This is a genomic window from Streptomyces sp. TRM68367 (assembly GCF_014495685.1).
Taxonomy (GTDB): domain Bacteria; phylum Actinomycetota; class Actinomycetes; order Streptomycetales; family Streptomycetaceae; genus Streptomyces.
The window spans coordinates 1-15,840 of the sequence record NZ_JACTVI010000080.1 but is presented as its reverse complement, the minus strand read 5'-3'; the positions used below and the strand labels follow the sequence as shown (position 1 = coordinate 15,840).

At 72.3% G+C, this 15,840-nt stretch carries 17 protein-coding genes and 4 pseudogenes; 7 read left to right on the top strand and 14 right to left on the bottom strand.

What is annotated here, in order from left to right; translation table 11 throughout:
• Window positions 1-17: 17 nt before the first annotated feature.
• The 3 genes from H8R17_RS34190 to lgt form a co-directional block, all read right to left on the bottom strand.
• Window positions 18-1,382, bottom strand: a complete 1,365-nt coding sequence (locus tag H8R17_RS34190) for a hypothetical protein (protein WP_187827102.1) — start codon at window positions 1,380-1,382, stop codon at window positions 18-20.
• 90 nt (window positions 1,383-1,472) lie between these two features.
• The gene (locus tag H8R17_RS48915) at window positions 1,473-2,150 is read right to left on the bottom strand and encodes a penicillin-binding transpeptidase domain-containing protein (protein ID WP_316959609.1); all 678 of its coding nucleotides are present in this window, start codon (window positions 2,148-2,150) and stop codon (window positions 1,473-1,475) included.
• 14 nt (window positions 2,151-2,164) lie between these two features.
• A complete protein-coding gene (gene lgt / locus H8R17_RS34180) occupies window positions 2,165-3,031 on the bottom strand; it encodes a prolipoprotein diacylglyceryl transferase (protein WP_187827100.1) in 867 nt (288 codons plus the stop codon).
• A 153-nt stretch (window positions 3,032-3,184) separates the two neighbouring features.
• On the opposite strand from lgt, the gene H8R17_RS34175 reads away from it, so the two are divergent.
• The gene (locus H8R17_RS34175; RefSeq protein WP_187827099.1) at window positions 3,185-3,691 is read left to right on the top strand and encodes a MarR family winged helix-turn-helix transcriptional regulator; all 507 of its coding nucleotides are present in this window, start codon (window positions 3,185-3,187) and stop codon (window positions 3,689-3,691) included.
• Window positions 3,692-3,697: 6 nt separating this feature from the next.
• Here H8R17_RS34175 and H8R17_RS47680 read toward each other — a convergent pair.
• The 4 pseudogenes from H8R17_RS47680 to H8R17_RS34160 all read right to left on the bottom strand — a co-directional run.
• Window positions 3,698-3,832: pseudogene (locus H8R17_RS47680) on the bottom strand (hydrolase); the annotation flags it as partial.
• Window positions 3,833-3,834: 2 nt separating this feature from the next.
• A pseudogene (locus H8R17_RS34170) lies at window positions 3,835-4,029 on the bottom strand (ATP-binding cassette domain-containing protein); the annotation flags it as partial.
• Window positions 4,030-4,032: 3 nt separating this feature from the next.
• Window positions 4,033-4,403, bottom strand: a pseudogene (locus H8R17_RS34165) (ABC transporter permease subunit); the annotation flags it as partial.
• Window positions 4,398-4,562 (bottom strand): annotated as a pseudogene (locus tag H8R17_RS34160) (ABC transporter substrate-binding protein); the annotation flags it as partial. The pseudogenes H8R17_RS34160 and H8R17_RS34165, both read right to left, overlap by 6 nt.
• 168 nt (window positions 4,563-4,730) lie before the next feature.
• On the opposite strand from H8R17_RS34160, the gene H8R17_RS34155 reads away from it, so the two are divergent.
• Entirely contained in the window at window positions 4,731-5,231 is a 501-nt protein-coding gene (locus H8R17_RS34155; protein WP_187827098.1) for a Rieske (2Fe-2S) protein, read from the top strand.
• Window positions 5,232-5,234: 3 nt separating this feature from the next.
• Here the strand turns inward: H8R17_RS34155 and H8R17_RS34150 are convergent, their stop codons facing one another.
• On the bottom strand, window positions 5,235-5,873 hold the full coding sequence (locus H8R17_RS34150) for a cysteine hydrolase (RefSeq protein WP_187827097.1): 639 nt from the start codon (window positions 5,871-5,873) through the stop codon (window positions 5,235-5,237).
• Window positions 5,874-6,036: 163 nt separating this feature from the next.
• On the opposite strand from H8R17_RS34150, the gene H8R17_RS34145 reads away from it, so the two are divergent.
• Window positions 6,037-6,501: a pyridoxamine 5'-phosphate oxidase family protein gene (locus H8R17_RS34145; RefSeq protein ID WP_187827124.1), complete on the top strand. Its 465-nt coding sequence runs from the start codon at window positions 6,037-6,039 to the stop codon at window positions 6,499-6,501.
• A 1-nt stretch (window position 6,502) separates the two neighbouring features.
• On the opposite strand, the gene H8R17_RS34140 is transcribed toward H8R17_RS34145, so the two are convergent.
• Window positions 6,503-7,405: a LysR family transcriptional regulator gene (locus H8R17_RS34140; RefSeq protein ID WP_187827096.1), complete on the bottom strand. Its 903-nt coding sequence runs from the start codon at window positions 7,403-7,405 to the stop codon at window positions 6,503-6,505.
• A gap of 75 nt (window positions 7,406-7,480) precedes the next feature.
• On the opposite strand from H8R17_RS34140, the gene H8R17_RS34135 reads away from it, so the two are divergent.
• On the top strand, window positions 7,481-8,404 hold the full coding sequence (locus H8R17_RS34135) for a DMT family transporter (RefSeq protein WP_187827095.1): 924 nt from the start codon (window positions 7,481-7,483) through the stop codon (window positions 8,402-8,404).
• Between the two features lie 98 nt (window positions 8,405-8,502).
• Here H8R17_RS34135 and H8R17_RS34130 read toward each other — a convergent pair whose 3' ends face one another.
• Entirely contained in the window at window positions 8,503-9,834 is a 1,332-nt protein-coding gene (locus H8R17_RS34130; protein WP_187827094.1) for an aminotransferase class I/II-fold pyridoxal phosphate-dependent enzyme, read from the bottom strand.
• Window positions 9,835-9,891: 57 nt separating this feature from the next.
• Between H8R17_RS34130 and H8R17_RS34125 the strand changes: the two genes are divergently transcribed.
• Both H8R17_RS34125 and H8R17_RS34120 read left to right on the top strand, forming a co-directional pair.
• A complete protein-coding gene (locus H8R17_RS34125; RefSeq protein WP_187827093.1) occupies window positions 9,892-10,581 on the top strand; it encodes a pyridoxamine 5'-phosphate oxidase family protein in 690 nt (229 codons plus the stop codon).
• A complete protein-coding gene (locus H8R17_RS34120; RefSeq protein ID WP_187827092.1) occupies window positions 10,581-11,213 on the top strand; it encodes an FMN-binding negative transcriptional regulator in 633 nt (210 codons plus the stop codon). Before H8R17_RS34125 ends, H8R17_RS34120 begins: the two co-directional genes overlap by 1 nt.
• Before the next feature lie 51 nt (window positions 11,214-11,264).
• Here H8R17_RS34120 and H8R17_RS34115 read toward each other — a convergent pair whose 3' ends face one another.
• The 3 genes from H8R17_RS34115 to H8R17_RS34105 form a co-directional block, all read right to left on the bottom strand.
• The gene (locus tag H8R17_RS34115; RefSeq protein ID WP_187827091.1) at window positions 11,265-12,230 is read right to left on the bottom strand and encodes a DMT family transporter; all 966 of its coding nucleotides are present in this window, start codon (window positions 12,228-12,230) and stop codon (window positions 11,265-11,267) included.
• Between the two features lie 203 nt (window positions 12,231-12,433).
• Window positions 12,434-13,438: a DMT family transporter gene (locus H8R17_RS34110; protein ID WP_187827090.1), complete on the bottom strand. Its 1,005-nt coding sequence runs from the start codon at window positions 13,436-13,438 to the stop codon at window positions 12,434-12,436.
• Window positions 13,439-13,532: 94 nt separating this feature from the next.
• On the bottom strand, window positions 13,533-14,102 hold the full coding sequence (locus H8R17_RS34105; RefSeq protein ID WP_187827089.1) for a Clp protease N-terminal domain-containing protein: 570 nt from the start codon (window positions 14,100-14,102) through the stop codon (window positions 13,533-13,535).
• A gap of 371 nt (window positions 14,103-14,473) precedes the next feature.
• Here H8R17_RS34105 and H8R17_RS34100 point away from each other — a divergent pair, with 371 nt between their 5' ends.
• Window positions 14,474-14,902 (top strand): SRPBCC family protein, encoded by a 429-nt coding sequence (locus tag H8R17_RS34100; protein WP_187827088.1) that lies wholly within the window; start codon window positions 14,474-14,476, stop codon window positions 14,900-14,902.
• A 127-nt stretch (window positions 14,903-15,029) separates the two neighbouring features.
• Here the strand turns inward: H8R17_RS34100 and H8R17_RS34095 are convergent, their stop codons facing one another.
• On the bottom strand, window positions 15,030-15,659 hold the full coding sequence (locus H8R17_RS34095; RefSeq protein WP_187827087.1) for a PadR family transcriptional regulator: 630 nt from the start codon (window positions 15,657-15,659) through the stop codon (window positions 15,030-15,032).
• Between the last annotated feature and the right edge of the window lie 181 nt (window positions 15,660-15,840).

Genomic DNA, 15,840 nt, shown 5'->3' with positions numbered 1-15,840 from the left:
CACCGGGCTGAGGTCGCTCACCAGGTCCAGCCGTGACCGCCGCTGTTGTGGAACAGGGCGAGCACGGCTGTGGTCCCGATGAGGTACTGGGTGAGGCGGCCCTGGCCGGCCAGGGCCGCCAAGGCGCAGGCGAGAGCGGCGTACCAGGGCATCGACCACGGTGCCGCGAGCATCCAGGCGAAGGTGAGCGCGAACGGTACGGCGACGACAGCGGCCGTGTCCGCCGGCGCGCGGCGGCGCAGTCCCCACGTCAGGGCGAGCATCAGGGCGGGCCACATGAGGCTGATCGTGGCCGCGACCGTGCGATGGCCCAGGAACGCGGTGCCGAAGTGGTCGAACGCCTGCCAGAGCGAGGGTGTGGAGATCATCTGTGAGGCCGCGGAGAGCGGGACGAGGGCATGCAGCCCGTAAGCGGCATAGAGGACGGCCAGCGTCAGCGTGGCCGCGCACACCTGTCGGGCAGCCCGGCGCCAAGCGCCCGAGCGCAGCAACGGCCAGGCCAGTCCCACGCCGAGCAGGGCGGTGCTGATCTTGACGCCGCAGGCCAGGCCGACCAGCACGCCGACGAGCAGATCGTGATGCCATCGGACAGCCCGGTGGGCGAAGTGGAGGGCGCAGACGGCCAGGCAGGCGACGATGGTGTCCAGATGCCCACCGGCGACCAGTACGCCGATCAGGAGCGGGTTGGCGATCCACAGCAGGCCGGCGCGGACCGGATCGTCGGCGGTGCGTATCAGCAGGTAGCCGGTGACCAGGAACGCGGCCGCGTTCGCGAGCATCAGCGCCCAGATCGTCAGCCACGGCTGATCGCCGCCGACGAACGCCGCAGCCGCCTGCCACCCGGTGGCGACCGGACCGTACACGGAAGGGGTGTCCCGCCATGCGTTGCCCACCAGATGGGCGTAGGCGCCCCCCAGTTGGGCGGGGGTCGTCACGTACGGATCACCGCCGAGCGCGGCGATACGGCCGTACGCGGCATAGCTGGCCGTGTCGGAAGAACCGACCGGGGTGAGGTTGGCGACCACGAGCACGGCGAGCGCGCCGGCGCAGAACAACAGCCTCGGGTCAGGGCGCCAGCCCCGTCTGTGGGCGCCGAGCATGCCGAGTGCTCCCAGACCCGAGAGCACTATGGCCACGTACGTGATCGCCTCGGAGACGGTGCCGGGCAGGGCGGGCAGTCGAAGCCAGGTGATCGGCGCGCGCAGCGTGTTGGGGTTGGGCGCGCTCGCGCCGACCAGAGCGAACAGTGCGAGGCCCGCTCCGGACATGCCTACGGCCGCGCGGGGCCGGCACCGCGTCACGACCGTCACGTCCCGCGAGGGAGCTGTCCGGATCCGGCCTCCGGAACGCACCGCCCTCTCCTCGCTGTCGGTTGTCGTCACGGTCACTCTCCGCGTCGCTGCCAGGTGTGGTACGTCCCCCGCTGAAGCCGGTCGAAAGTCCATGGCGACGATCGAAGCAGACCACCGAGCTCAGCTTGCGGCGAGGACCGCAGTGACGATCTTGCCCGCGAAGCTGTAGCCCTCGCCACTGTCAGGCACCACGGCCGCCGCGGCCACGTCGTCCCGGTAGGCGATGAACCAGTTGTCGGGCTTCGGCCGGCCGTCCACCTCGGCGGTACCGGTCTTCGCGCCGACATCGCCGCTCAGGCCGCGGACGGTCGGCGCCGAAGTGCCCTGCTGTGCGGTCGACTTCAGCAGGGAGCGCAGGGCCGCGTCGGCCGGGGCGCTCAGTCCGATGTACGTCATCGCCTTCGAAGCGCCGCCGGTCGTCGGCGCGCTGCCGTAAGAACTGGGTACACCGGTGCTCCAGTTCAGGCCGAGGCCGAACACCTGACGTGCTTCGTTCGCCACGGCACCGTCCGGCAGTACGCGGACCGTCACCTTGAAGGTGGAGCAGGGTGCGCAGGTGCCCTGGAACGCCCTGCCGAAGCCTCTGTGAGAGCGTCCAGTCGGCTCCGACGGCGTCCACTTGACGACCGCCCCGCCGTCCGCGCCGCGCGCCACGGGCGGCGACGAGTCGCAGGCCCACGTGGACCGCTGCCCGGCGTAGCCCTGTGGTGACGGCGGCCCGGTGGTCACCGGCTTTGCGACACCCGAGCGCGTCGACACCGCACCACCGACGACCGCGATCTTCGCCGCTCGCCGCACGCGCCCATTCCCTCTCATGACAACGCCTCCGCACCACCCGCCGGGCTCCCGGCCCCGGGCGGGTACGGGGCGTCGTCGCCAGGACGCGGGCGCCGGGTGGCGATCAGGTACACGAGTGCGCCGGTGAACAGCAGCACGGAGACGTAGTCGTTCAGCCGGACTCCCAGGAAGTGGTTGGCGTGATCGATGCGCAATGCCTCGATCCAGGTCCGGCCGGCCGTGTACGCGAGCACGTAACAGGCGAACAGCCGCCCGCGCCGCAACCGCCGGTGGTGGCGGGCGTCCAGCCACAGCAGCAGCGTCATCACGCCGAGGTCCCACAGCGACTCGTACAGGAACGTCGGGTGGTACAGGGCGATGCCCGGGCTGCCGGCGGGCCGGTGGGCCGGGTCGATGTACAGCGCCCACGGCAGGTCGGTGGGACGGCCGTACAGCTCCTGGTTGAAGTAGTTGCCCCACCGGCCGATCGCTTGCGCCAGCACCAGCCCCGGGGCGACGGCGTCGGCGAAGTCGGCCAGCCGGATGCCCCGTCGGCGACAGCCCAGCCAGGCACCGACCGCGCCCAGCGCCACCGCACCTGGGATACCGAGCCCGCCGTCCCAGATGTACAGCGCCCGGATCGGCTGCCGGCCTGCGGTGAAGTACAGCTCCGGGTCGGTGATCACGTGGTACAGCCGGCCGCCGAGGACGCCGAACGGCACCGCCCAGACCGCGATGTCCGCGATGTCCTCCCGGCGCCCGCCGCGGGCCTCCCAGCGCCGCCCGGTGAGCCATACGGCGGTGAAGATGCCGGCCAGGATGCACAGCGCGTACGCGCGGATCGGCACCGGCCCGAGATGCCACACCCCCTGCGATGGGCTGGGCAGATACGCCATATTCATGAGCACGACCGTTCTCACCCCACGGGGACCCGGCTGCGACCGGGAGGACCGCCCGACAATACATCGGACACCGAAGCATTTGGCGACCGGGGTCCCGCTCGGCTCTCGCACACGGCGACAGAAGCGGCGGCGCGGCCCGGCTACCCTTGCCTCATGCCCGCCCAGCCCCGTACCGGCGTTCCCGTCTCCCGGCCCGCAGGCGGGGCGCCGGACGCCCGCCTTCTCACCGAGGCCGTCACCCGCCTGCGCCGCGCGCTGCGCGCCTCGATCCGCACCGACTACCCGTGGGAGACCCTCCCCATGGCCCAGGTCGAGCTGCTGCAGGTGCTCGGCGAACACTCCCCCGCCCGGATCAGCGACCTCGCCGCGCGCCAGCGTCTGGCCTCCAGTACCGTCAGCGGACTGATCGGTCAGATGATCAATGCAGGGCTGGTCGCCCGCGACGTCGATCCGGCCGACCGACGCGCCTCGGTGGTCACCCTCACCGGCGCCGGACGCGAACAGCTCGCCGCGTGGACCGCCGCCCACGAACGCCGCATGCACGCCGCACTCGCCGCCCTCGACGACGACGCCCGCTCGGCCATCACCGGCGCCCTGCCCGCCCTCTTCCAGCTGGCCGAGAATCTGGGCGGACAGGAGGACGACGAGGGGGCACGGTGACGGGGGTCAGTTCCCGTGGTCCAGGGCGAAGGTGGTGACGACGGCGGCGTGGTCCGACGGCCAGTCGTTGCCGGAGACGTCCGGCCAGGCTCGGGGCCTGCCGCTGAGGGCGGTGCGGGAGTCGAGTACCCGCAGGCCCTGTCCCCGGCGAGCATGCGCAGCACGGTGGTCTTGCCGCAGCCGGACGGGCCGAGCAGGGCCAGGAACTCCCCCGGCCGCACGGTCAGGTCAAGCCCGTCCAGGGCGAAGGTCGGCCCGAACTCCCGGCGCAGGACCCGGAATTCGACGGTGGCGGCCCTTGCGGCGACAGTGGCCTTCTCACGTGTGGTGGCGGTCATGGTTCATCCCCGGGAGGCGGTGGTCCGGGAGCGCCCGCCGACACCGGCGAGCGCGAGGAGCAGGATCCACGTGACGAGCAGACTGAGCACGGACACGGCGAACGACAGCTGGGCGTTGGAGCCGCTGACGGTCACGATCCACACGGCGAACGGCTGGAATCCGAGCAGCTGGGCGACCGTGAACTCGCCCAGCACCAGCGCCAGTGCAGGAAGGACGCGTTGAGCAGCGCCCCGCGCAGGTTCGGCAGCACCGCGCGGACCAGTGCATGCGGCCAGCTCGCCCCGCAGCTGCGGGCGGCCTCGACGAGGGTGCGTACGTCGATGGCGCGCAGCCCCGCGTCCAGCGCGCGGTAGACGAACGGCAGCGCCATCAGCGCCGGGCGGGCATAGCCCTTGAGCAACAGGTTCTGGCCCTCGGTGCTGTAGAGATACTCCTCCCACAGGCGGGCTGCCGCGGGGTGCGGGGCGTCCTTGTTGATGGCCTGCGAGTAGTACTGGGCGAACTTGCCGTCGCTCGGCACCGACACCTGCCACGGCGGGCGCCGACAGAAAACCGACAGCCCCTGACAGTGAACCGACAGTGCCGCTTTACCCATGCCCCAGGTCGAGCGGGTCAAGATTCCGACATCGTCTGAACAGGCGATCTGTGCCGACCGTACCAGTCGGCAGATTCAACTCGACCTTCCCGAAGGGAATCCAGCATGACCAGCGCACCGTTCAACCCCGCATCCGAACCGACCCGCCGTACCGTCGTGGCGGCGGCGGGAGCGGTGGGGCTCGCCGTCGCGCTGACCGCGTGCGGGGGCTCGGACGACGGCTCGTCCGCCTCGTCCAGCGCCGCTCCCGAGGAGACCGGCGCCGGCGGCAGCGGCGGCTCCGGCAGTCGTTCCGGCGGCGGGGACAACACTGGGGCCGGGACCGCGCTCACCAAGACCGCCGACATCCCCGAGGGCGGCGGCAAGGTCTTCAGCGAGGAGAAGGTGGTCGTGGCGCAGCCGGCTGCGGGCGACTTCAAGGCCTTCTCGACGATCTGCACCCACGCGGGCTGTCCGTTGATCGACCTCCAGGGGGACACCCTCTCCTGCAACTGCCACGGCAGCCGGTTCTCCGTCCTCGACGGCAGCGTGAAGAAAGGGCCCGCCACCAAGCCGCTGGCCGCCAGGCAGATCAGCGTGCAAGGCGACTCGATCACGCTCGCGTGACCGTCAGCGCCGTGCTCGGGTGACACAGGCCAGCACCTCGTCCGTGGTCGCGACCGTGGCGACCAATGCGAGGGTGTTGCGGATCATCGCGGGGGTGTAGTCGGAGGGCACCCCCGCGATGGCGTCCCGGGGTACGACGGCGGTGTAGCCGAGGTTCACGGCGTCGAACACCGCGTTGGGCACGGCCACGTTGGCCGACACGCCGGTCACGATCAGCGTGCGGCAGCCAAGGTTGCGCAGCAGCGCGTCGACGTCGGTGCCGTGCAGCGGCGACAGCCCGTGCAGCCGCCGTACGACGATGTCCGCCTCGGCGACCTCGATCGGGGTGGCCACGCGGACCGCCGTCGTGCCGGACAGCTGCTGCACGGGCAGCCGTTCGGCGGCGTGGAACAGGCGGGCGTTGCGGCTGGCGCCGCGGCCGTCCGGGCGGCGCTCGGCGATGGCGTGGATCACCTGGATCCCGGCGTCGTGGGCGGCGGCCACCAGCCGGGCGATCCGGGCGAGGGCGCCCGAGGAGCGGGCCTCCTTGGCAAGTTCGGGCAGCGCGCTGTCCGTACCGACGACGCCTTCCTGGCACTCGACGGTGAGCAGGACGGTGGTCGCGGGGTCGAGCAGCTCGCGGAGTCGTTCGTACGACGGCATGGTGCCCCCCTGGTCGGCGACGGGCGGAGCGGGCGAGCGTAGCCCCCGTTGCGCGAGAGCGGAAGACGGCCCATCCTTTTCTGACGTGATGTCAGAGGATCTCTCCTCTGACACGACGTGAGAGAAGAGAGGACGCATGACCGTCGGAGAACAGGGCGGCCGCGTGACCACCACGCAGCGCCGGGGCCGGAAGATCATGATGACGCCCGGTGAGCTGGACGAGTTCCTCACCAGCCAGCGCACCTGCCGGGTCGCCACGGTGTCGCCGGGCGGCTTCCCGCACGTCAGCGCCCTCTGGTTCGCCTGGGACGGCACCTCGCTGTGGCTGTACTCCGTGGTGCGCAGCAAGCGGTGGGCGGATCTGCGCCGGGATCCGCGGGTGGCGATCGTGGTGGACACCGGCGAGGAGTACGAGGAACTGCGCGGCGTGGAGCTGTCCGGCACCGTCGAGTTCGTGGGCGAGGCACCGCGCACCGGTGAGCTGTGCGCCGAACTCGACGTCATCGAGACGCTGTTCGCCCGCAAGAACTTCGGCCTGGAGGAGATGCCGCACGACGGGCGGCACGCGTGGGTGCGGCTGACGCCGGAGAAGATCGTGTCCTGGGACTTCCGGAAGCTGGGCGTGTAGGTCAGCTCTTGGCCCGGCCCGCTGCGCGCAGGGCCTCGACCGCCGCCCGGATGGACGGGCGGCGGTCGGCGTCCGCTCGCCAGACGGCGTAGACATGGCGGTGGACGCGCTGGCGGACGGGCACCGTCCGCACTCCGGGCGGCGTCGGCTCGCGGCCCAGCCGGGGTGCGACACACACGCCCAACCCCGCGGCCACGAGGGCGAGTTGGGTGTGGTGTTCCTCGGCCCGGTGCGCGATGCGCGGCTCGATGCCCTTGGCGCGCAGCGTGTACATCAGCCACTCGTGGCAGAACTCGCTCTCGCCCCAGGTGACCCAGTCGTCCTCCGCGAACTCCTCCAGGTCGACCTCGTCCCGGCCGGCGAGCGGGTGGTCCTCGGGCATGGCGATCTCCGCGGGGTCGTCGAGGATCGAGGCCTTGGCGAGTCCCTCGGGCACGGGTAGCGGCTTGTTGTACCAGTCCAGAACGACGGCCAGGTCGAAGTCCCCGCGGATCACGGCCTGGACGGCCTCCGCCGGCTCCAGCTCGCGCGAGCGCACGCGCAGCGCCGGATGCTCGGCCCGCAGCGAGCTGAGCACGGCCGGGAAGAGTCCGCGCGCGGCTGTGGGGAACGCGGTGATCCGCAACTCGCCCACCACCTGCCCGCGCTGTGCCTCCAGGTCCGACTGGGCGAGTTCGACCAGCGACAGGATGCGCGCCGCGTGCTCGGCGAGCAGCCGGCCGGCGTCCGTGAGCCGCACGCCCCGGCCGTTCTTGGCCAGGAGTTGCTGGCCGACCTCCCGCTCCAGCTTGGACATCTGCTGCGAGACGGCCGATGTCGTGATGTGCAGACCCTCCGCCGCGCCGCTGACCGAGCCGTGCCGGGCGAGGGCATCCAGGGTGCGCAGGCGCTCCAGACTCAACATGTAAGCAATACTACGATTTACCGGGTGCGAATTCTCGGTTGTGCTACGAGGTTCCGGTCCACCATCGTGGCGTACATGACCACCACCCGCGTCCCGCCCTGCCCCTCCACCGCCCGCCCGCGTCCGCGCCTCGGCTGGCGGCTGCGCTTCGGCGCCCTGTCCCTGGTCTGGGGTTTCAGCTTTCTCCTCATCAAGGTCGGCACCGAGGGCTACGCGCCGTTCCAGGTCACGCTGGGGCGACTGGTGTTCGGTACGGCGGTGCTCGGGGCGGCGATGGCTCTGAAGCGGGAGCGGTTGCCGCGCGGGAGGCGCACGTGGGGGCATCTGGCGGTCGCCGCGTTCTTCCTCAACGCGCTGCCGTTCTCCCTCTTCGCCTACGCGGAGCTGACGATTCCGTCCACGCTCGCGGGTATCTGCAACGCGACGTCCCCGCTGTGGGGCATGGCCCTGTCGCTGGTCGCGCTGTCCGAGGACCGGCCGACGCGGCTGCGGGTCGCCGGGCTGGGGATCGGCTTCGTGGGTGTGCTGACGGTACTCGGTGCGTGGGAGGGCTTCGCCGGGCTGGATGTCTCGGGCACGGTGATGGCGCTGCTGGCCTCGCTGAGCTATCCGATCGGCTGGATCTACGTGCGCCGCACGTTGGCCGGCAGCGGCCACTCGCACTTGTCGCTGACCGGCGGGCAGTTGCTGCTTGCCACGCTCCAACTGGCCATGATCACACCGCTGTTCACCAGTGTGCCGCGCAGCTTCCCCGTACTGCCGTTGCTCGCGGTCGTGGCCCTGGGTGCGCTGGGTACGGGGTTCGCCATGCTCGTCCAGTACGGTCTGGTCGCCGAGGTCGGGCCCACGACGGCGCAGACGGTCACGTATTTCATTCCGGTCATCGCCACGGTCGCGGGCGTCGCCCTGCTTGGTGAGTCGCTGGCCTGGTCTACGCCGGTGGGGGCGGTGGTTGTGCTGGCGGGTGCGGCGTTGACGCAGGTCAGGCGGGGCGCCTGATGGGGTGGGGCGCCATCGGTCATTCGCGACCGCGGGTTGGGGTTGGCTGGTCGCGCAGTTCCCCGCGCCCCTTTTGGGTTGGCTGCGCTCACCCTTGTCTATGCGTAGCTCCTCGCTGGTGCTGGGCCCACTGCCGTCGCTACCGCGTTGGCCAGGGGCGCGATGTCCTGCGGCTTCAGCGTCGAGACGGTGATGCGGATCCCGGGCGGGGCGCTCAGCCGGAAGCGTGCGCCGGGTGCGACCGCCCAGCCTGCGTGCAGCAGGCGGGACACGGCGCCGGTCTCGTCCGGTACCGGTACCCACACGTTCATGCCGCTGCGCCCGTGCGCCGTGGTGCCCCGCCGGGCGAGCGCGTCGATCAGGGCGTCGCGGCGTCGCCCGTACGCCGTCGCCACCGCCGCCGCGTCCACCGCGCCGTAGGCCCACAGCCGTACGACGGCCCGCTGGGCGACGCGGCTGACCCAGCCGGGGCCGAGGCGCTGCCGGCCGCGTACCCGGTCGAGCGTGACGGTGTCCCCGGTGAGCACGGCGAGGCGCAGGTCGGGGCCGTACGCCTTGGCCGGTGAGCGGACGAAGGCCCAGCTGCGGGTGGTGCCGGCGAGGGGGTGCAGGGGCAGGTCGACGATGCGGTGGCCGTGGTCGTCCTCGATGAGCAGGGTCTGCGGGTGTTCGGCGAGCACGGAGCGCAGGGCACGCGCGCGCGTAGCGCTCACCGCGGCGCCGGTGGGGTTCTGCGCCCGGTCCGTGACGATCAGGGCGCGCGCCCCGGCGGCCAGGGCGCGGCGCACGGCGTCGGGGAGCGGCCCTTCGTCGTCGACGCCGACGGGTGCGGTGCGCAGTCCGAGCGCCGGGACGAGGTCGAGGGTCCGGCCCCAGCCGGGGTCCTCGACGGCGACGGTGTCGCCGGGCTTGAGGTGGGTGGCGAGCACCCGTTCGACGGCGTCGAGGGAGCCGTTGAGCACGGCGAGCGACCCCTGCGGCACGCCGTCGGCGTCGAGGTCGGCCCGGGCGATCCGGGCCAGCTCGGGCTCCATGGGATCCTCGCCGTAGAGGACCGGCGCCCGGTCGCCCTCGGCCGCCGCCGCGGCGAAGGCCTGCGTCAGCGGGGGCAGCAGCGCCGGATCGGGGTTGCCGCTCGACACGTCGCGCACCCCCTCGGGGGCGTCCACCCGGATGTGCGCCCGCCCGGTCGTGGCCGGCGCGGGCCGCACCCGGGTGCCCCGGCGCCCCGCCGTCTCGACGACCCCGCGTTCGCGCAGGGTGCGGTAGGCGGCGGCGACGGTGTTGGGATTCACCCCGAGCCGCGTGGCCAACTCCCGCATGGGCGGCAGCAGTTGCCCCGGTTTCAGCTCCCCGGCGCTCACCGCGCTTTCGACGCTCGCGGAAATCTCCGCTGCGCCACGCCCTTCGATCCGATACTCTCCTAGCACAAAGTTCATTATGCACTAGTGCAATACAGAGTGCCAGTTTTGAAGGGGCCGCCAGTCATGCAGGGGACGCAGCAGCCGTCACAGTCCGCAGCCTCCGCCGCCTACACGCCCACCGACCGCACCGTCCCGACGCGCTCGGCGAACCGCGCCTCGTACGACAAGGACCTGGTGCACGCGATCCTCGACGAGGGCTACGTCTGCCACCTCGGCTTCGTCCGCGACGGCGCGCCGGTCGTGCTGCCCACGCTGTACGGCCGACTCGGCGAGCGGCTCTACGTGCACGGCTCGACGGGCTCGCGCCCACTGCGGGCGGCGGGCCAGGCCGATCCGGGCCTTCCGGTCTGCCTGACGGTGACGCATGTCGACGCGCTGGTCCTGGCCCGCTCCGCCTTCCACCACTCGATCAACTACCGCTCCGTGGTGGTGCACGGCACCGCCCGTCAGGTGACCGACCCGCAGGAGCGGAGCGCGGCCCTGGACGCCCTGGTCGACAACGTCGTACCCGGCCGCTCGCGCGACTGCCGGCCCGCCGACGCCAAGGAACTGGCCGCCACCGCCGTGCTCCGCCTCGACCTCGACGAGGTCTCCGCCAAGGTCCGCACGGGCGGCGTGAACGACGAACCGGAGGACCTCGCCCTCCCCCACTGGGCCGGCCTGGTCCCGCTGCGCAAGGGCTACGACACTCCGGTGGCCGACGCCGCACTGCCGCCCGGCGCCGAACTCCCCGGCTACCTGGGGGTGTTGTGATGCTGGTCCACCCCTGGGACGCACCCCGTGAGGACGCCGAGTGGCAACGCTGGCTGACAGTGCACGACTTCGGGCAGCTCGCGGTCAACGGCCAGCCGGGTGAGCCGCCGGACGTGCAGCCGCTGCACTTCGCGTACGAGGCCGAACGCGGTGAGGCTGTCACCCACCTCGCGCGGCCCAACCCGCTGTGGCGGGCGCTGGAGGCGAACCCGCACGTGTTGCTGAGCGTGATCGACGACTACGTGTACGTGCCCGGACCGTGGCAGGCCGCGCCGGACGTCCCGTCCGAGCACGGCGTCCCGACGAGCTTCTACGCGGCCGTCCAACTCCGGTGCCGCGCCCACGTCGTGGACGATCCGGCCGCCAAGGCCGACCTCCTCAATCGCCAGGTCGGCCACTTCCAGCCGGAGGGCTCTTCCGCGCGGGCGGCGGTGGGCGAGGCGCCGTACGGCAGGATGCTGTCCGGCATCCGTGGGCTGCGGCTGGAAGTGACAGGCGTACGGGCGAAGTTCAAGTACGCCGGAAACAAGCCCGCTCAGGTGCAGGACCGGATCGCCGCTGAGCTGGCGGTCCGCGGCGGCCCAGGCGACCGCGCGGCGCGCGAGCACCTGCTGCGCCGCCGCGGGGCCTGACGGTCGGGGCAAGTACCCCCTTCCCGAGTGCTCCCTCGTACGAGTGCTCCCTTAAACGAGTACCGGCTCCTCCCCTTCCTCTTCCTCCGCCCCCAGCCGCGCACCCCGCGCCTCCGCCCGGGCGAGTCCCGCGACCGAGCCGAGCATCAGCAGGGTGCCGGTCACGGTGGCGGGCGTGAGATGTTCGCCGAGCAGGACGACGGCGAGCACGGCCGCGCTCACCGGCTCCAGCAGCATGATCACGGACACTGTCGCGGACCGCACGACGGCCGCGCCCGCGAAGTAGAGGCCGTAGGCGAGGGCCGTCGGGACAGCGGCGACGTACGCCAGCAGCCACAGCAGCCGGGCGGGCTCGGCGGTGTGCGGCACGAGCCCCTCGGCCAGGGCGAACGGCAGCAGGCACAGGCTCGTGACCGCGAACGCCCCGACGGTCGTGCTCGCGGCGTCCACGCCGCCGTCGCGGCCCCACCGGCGGGTGAGCAGCGTCATCACGCTGTACCCGGCGGCGGACAGCAGCGCGAGCAGCACACCCCAGGGGCGTACGGTCGCGTCCCCGCCGCCGAGTACGAGCACGGCGAGTCCGGTGAGCGCGCCGGCGACGGCGAGGGTCCCGCCCGTGCCGAGCCGCTCGCCCAGGGTCAGCCGGGCGCCGAGCGCGATGAGTACGGGTCCGGCGCCCAGGGTGACGACGGTGGCCACGGCGAGTCCGGTGACGTCGACGGCCGTGAAGTAGGCCGTCTGGAACAGCGCGAGCCCGATCCCGGTGACGCCGACGCGCAGCGCCCTGCGGGCGAACGGCTCGGCGGCGGACGTCCGTGCGCGCGGGCGCAGGAGGCGGGCGGCGTACAGCAGCACGAGCCCGGCCGCGCAGCGCCAGAAGGACAGGGCGACCGGTCCCATGTCACTGGCGCGGTACACCAGGGAGGCGGCGGCGCCCGCGGTGCCCCAGGTGGCACCGGCGACGATCAGATAGAGGAGGCCTCGCCCGACGGGCAGGCCGGAGACAGCATTCGACACGTGTGTTCTCCGCAGACGCGCACGGCGCACGACAGCGCGGTGCGCGGAAGTTCGGGAAGTGACCCCGGATCAGCGGGGTCGCGGACTTCGTCTGCGGGCAGCGGCGTTCCGCCCGGCGACATGCCGGGCACGCTTACCGGAGGGCCCGCCTCAGGCGGCCGGGGGCGGAAGAACGAGTGCGTCCGAATGCATGATCCAGCACCCTATGCAGGGGTGCCGGGCGTGGACAACTCCCTTTCCGGCCCGCCGCTCGCCACCGGCCGCGCCGATCCCTTCGCGGGCGTCGCCGACTGCGCGATGAAGGCGCCCAGCAGAACCACCGCGCCGCCCGCGAGCTGCGGCGCCGAGAGGTGCTCGCCGAGCAGGATCCAGGCCAGCACGGTCGCGATGACCGCCTCCAGGCAGGCCACGACGCCCGCGACCTGCGGTGACAGGCGGCGCACGGCGACGATTCCGGTGACGTACGCCAGGACCGTGGCGACCAGGACGATCCAGGCCAGCAGGACGACGGCGGCGACCGGGGTGCCGTTCATGGTGGCGGTGCCGGTGAGCACGGACCAGTCCATGGTCCAGGGGCGGGCTACGGCGGTCAGCACTGCGGCGCCGACGAGCAGGCCGTAGGCGATGACGCCGAGCGGGTCGGGCGCGTCGTCGCCGGCGTCGCTGCCCTGGTCGGACAGGACGAAGTAGCCGACCTGGCAGCAGGCGGCGCCGAGCGCGAGCAGCAGGCCGAGGGCGTCGAAGCCGAGGCCCGACCAGACCTCGACGACACAGGCGAGCCCGCCGACCGCGAGGACCACGCCGAGCGCGGCGGCCCGCGTCACCGGCCGCCGCTGCACGAACCGCACCCAGCCCAGCACCAGGGCAGGCGCCAGATACTCCACGAGCAGCGCGACCCCGACGGGGATGCGGGAGAGAGCGGCGAAGTAGCAGGCCTGGACGCCGGCCACGGCAAGCAGCCCGAACCCGGCGAGCAGTCCGGGGCGGCGGCGCAGCAGCGCGCGGTGCCGTACGGCGAGCGGCAGCATGACCAGCGCCGCGCCGGCCACCCGCAGCCACACCACGTGCAGCGGGTCGAGGCCCGCCTCGATCAGCGGTTTGGCCGCGACTCCGGATCCCCCGAAGGCGACCGCGGACGCCAGCGCGAGGCCGAGCCCCACGCCCTTGCCCCGGCTGCCCCGACTGCTCTTCGACGTATGCACCGGCACATGATGACAGGCGATGACATGAGCGTCACCCCCGATGACACCTGTCTCGTCGACTGGACGGTGACAGGGAACGGCACAGAGGCGTTACTCCGGCTCAGCCGGTGCCGTTGCCGCCGACGTACTCCTGAGGGCTCGGGCGGTCCGGGAACTCCTGCTTGCCGGTCCGGGCGAACACCTCGTGCGCGTCGATCCCGGCCCGGTCGAGCACCTCGACGGCGCGCGCCTGCGGGTCGACCATGATCGCCGCGAGCAGGTCGACGCCGCGGGCCCGGGCACGCCCGTCGCGGGCGGCGCGCTCACCGGCGTACCCCATCGAGGCCGCGGCCAGCGGCGAGAAGCCCGCGGCCTCCGCCACCACCGGGACGGCACCGGAGTCCTCGACGCTGCCCTGCCAGCGCAAGCCATAGCCGATGCTGCGCTGCACGAGATAGGCGAGCACCCGGGCGATCCGCGGGCCCTCGCCGAGGACGGCGCGCACCTCGGGGTCGGACTCCAGGAGCGAGTGCAGCAGGTGGGCCGTGTCGATCTGCCGGTCCCCGTCCCGGACCGCCCGGCGGCGGGCACCGGCGACCACCGCTGCCAGCTCGTCGCTGAGCCCGGCATCGGTCTCCGGTCGGTGAATGTCCTGCTCGTGGGACGACTGCGGGGGGATTCGATGCTGCACACCCCTACCCCATCAGCCACTCGGGCCCGGGTCATCCCCGGTGCGAAGCATTTCGGCGTCCCACGGGGAGTGGACATCCCCGACCGGGATCTCCTCCTTACGGATGAGATCCCGACGTTCCTGCACCAAGGGCGCACACCGCTTCGCCGCACACCCCCGAGGGCAACCACCGCACCACGCCAGTCTTCCGGCACCCACACGACGAGGACCCCTTCCCGCGCGCGTGGGACGTGTTCGACGCGGCGGTGATCCGGCGGGTCGGCTGATCCCGCGGCAGCTCCGGCACTACCTGACGGTTCATCAGTATTGAACATTTCAGACCCTGCGGCTACGTTCCGCGACACCCAGCCCGACACGGAAGAGGTGGTCGCATGGCCGAAGTCAGCGCGGAGGCACGGATCGGGGCACCCGCGGAGAAGGTCTGGGCGCGGCTGACGGACTGGCCCTCGTACGGGGAGTGGAACGAGACCCACACGAGCTTCCCGAAGGGCGGGCCCGCCTCCCTCGACGTGGGTGCGACCTTTCAGGAGAACATGAAGCTCATGGGCTTCCCGGCGGAGGTCGAGTGGACCGTCGAGCAGCTGGAGCCGGCCCGGGTGTTCGCGATCCGCGGCCAGGGCCCGATGGGCGTGACCGTGGCCACGCGCTACACCCTGACGCCCGATGGCGACACCACGTCGGTGCGCATCGACGGGGAGTTCACGGGCGCGGCCGTGGCCATCATGGCGGGCAAGCTCAAGGACTCGGCGACGGCGGCCCTGAACGAGTCGCTGCGCAAGCTGGACGGGCTGGTGACCTGAGCCGCCTGACCGGCCCGGCGCCCGTACGCACGCGAGCGCCCCGCGGAGTGCTCCGCGGGGCGACCTTCCTCCGGCGGGGAGGCAGCCGGATCCCATCAGCGAGCGGACCACCGGTGCCGGCAGAGGATCAGTCCTCGTCGGCCAGGATCAGATACAGCTTCTTGCGCGACTCGTTGATGACGGCGAGCGCCTTCTCGCGCTGTTCCTTGCTGCCGGTCTTCCAGACCTGCCCGAAGGCCTCCATCAGCCCGAACCCGGCCTGACGGATGTCGTTCAGCGCCTCCCAGTCGACTCCGCGCGAGGCCTCCTCCCAGGGCGCCTCGGGGCCCTCGTCGGCGGCCGCGCGGCCCGCCTCGGTCAGCGAGAACAACTTCTTGCCGCCCTCGCTCTCGCTGGCGATCAGCCCCTCGTCCTCCAGCAGCTGGAGAGTGGGGTACACCGAACCCGGGCTGGGCTTCCACGCCCCGCCGCTGCGCTCGGCGATCTCCTGGATCATCTCGTAGCCGTGCATCGGCCGGTCCTTGAGCAGGGCCAGGATCGAGGCCCGTACGTCACCGCGCCGGGCCCTGCCCCGCGGTCCCCCGCGTCCTCGCCCGCCCCACGGCCCCGGCCCGAAGCCGCCAGGACCACCGTGACCGAACCCGGGCCCGCCCGGCCCGAAGGGACCGAAGGCCGCACGCAGCGCCTCGAAGTCACCCCGGCCACGCCGGCCGGGACCGCCGTGTCCATGTCCATGCTCGAATCCATGGGTGCGCATCGCAACCACTCCATTCCATCGTTGATCTGTCGCGATGCCTCAACGATATATCGGAAGCGTGAAGCTGACAACCTCCTTTGGGGCCAGCTGTCTGGTGAAGTCGGCCCGGGGCGCGGTTCCGGTCTTCCGACCGGCCCGTTTCCCCGGAGCCGCTTCCCGAACCGGGCATGCGACTTGGCAC

Bases quoted from the DNA above. Each gene is read 5' to 3' on its own strand.
- H8R17_RS34120 (WP_187827092.1), top strand. From the start codon at position 10,581: ATGCTGGTCCACCCCTGGGACGCACCCCGTGAGGACGCCGAGTGGCAA.
- lgt (WP_187827100.1), bottom strand. From the start codon at position 3,031: ATGAATATGGCGTATCTGCCCAGCCCATCGCAGGGGGTGTGGCATCTC.
- H8R17_RS34095 (WP_187827087.1), bottom strand. From the start codon at position 15,659: ATGCGCACCCATGGATTCGAGCATGGACATGGACACGGCGGTCCCGGC.
- H8R17_RS34100 (WP_187827088.1), top strand. From the start codon at position 14,474: ATGGCCGAAGTCAGCGCGGAGGCACGGATCGGGGCACCCGCGGAGAAG.
- H8R17_RS34135 (WP_187827095.1), top strand. From the start codon at position 7,481: ATGACCACCACCCGCGTCCCGCCCTGCCCCTCCACCGCCCGCCCGCGT.
- H8R17_RS34140 (WP_187827096.1), bottom strand. From the start codon at position 7,405: ATGTTGAGTCTGGAGCGCCTGCGCACCCTGGATGCCCTCGCCCGGCAC.
- H8R17_RS34175 (WP_187827099.1), top strand. From the start codon at position 3,185: ATGCCCGCCCAGCCCCGTACCGGCGTTCCCGTCTCCCGGCCCGCAGGC.
- H8R17_RS34125 (WP_187827093.1), top strand. From the start codon at position 9,892: ATGCAGGGGACGCAGCAGCCGTCACAGTCCGCAGCCTCCGCCGCCTAC.
- H8R17_RS34150 (WP_187827097.1), bottom strand. From the start codon at position 5,873: ATGCCGTCGTACGAACGACTCCGCGAGCTGCTCGACCCCGCGACCACC.
- H8R17_RS34155 (WP_187827098.1), top strand. From the start codon at position 4,731: ATGACCAGCGCACCGTTCAACCCCGCATCCGAACCGACCCGCCGTACC.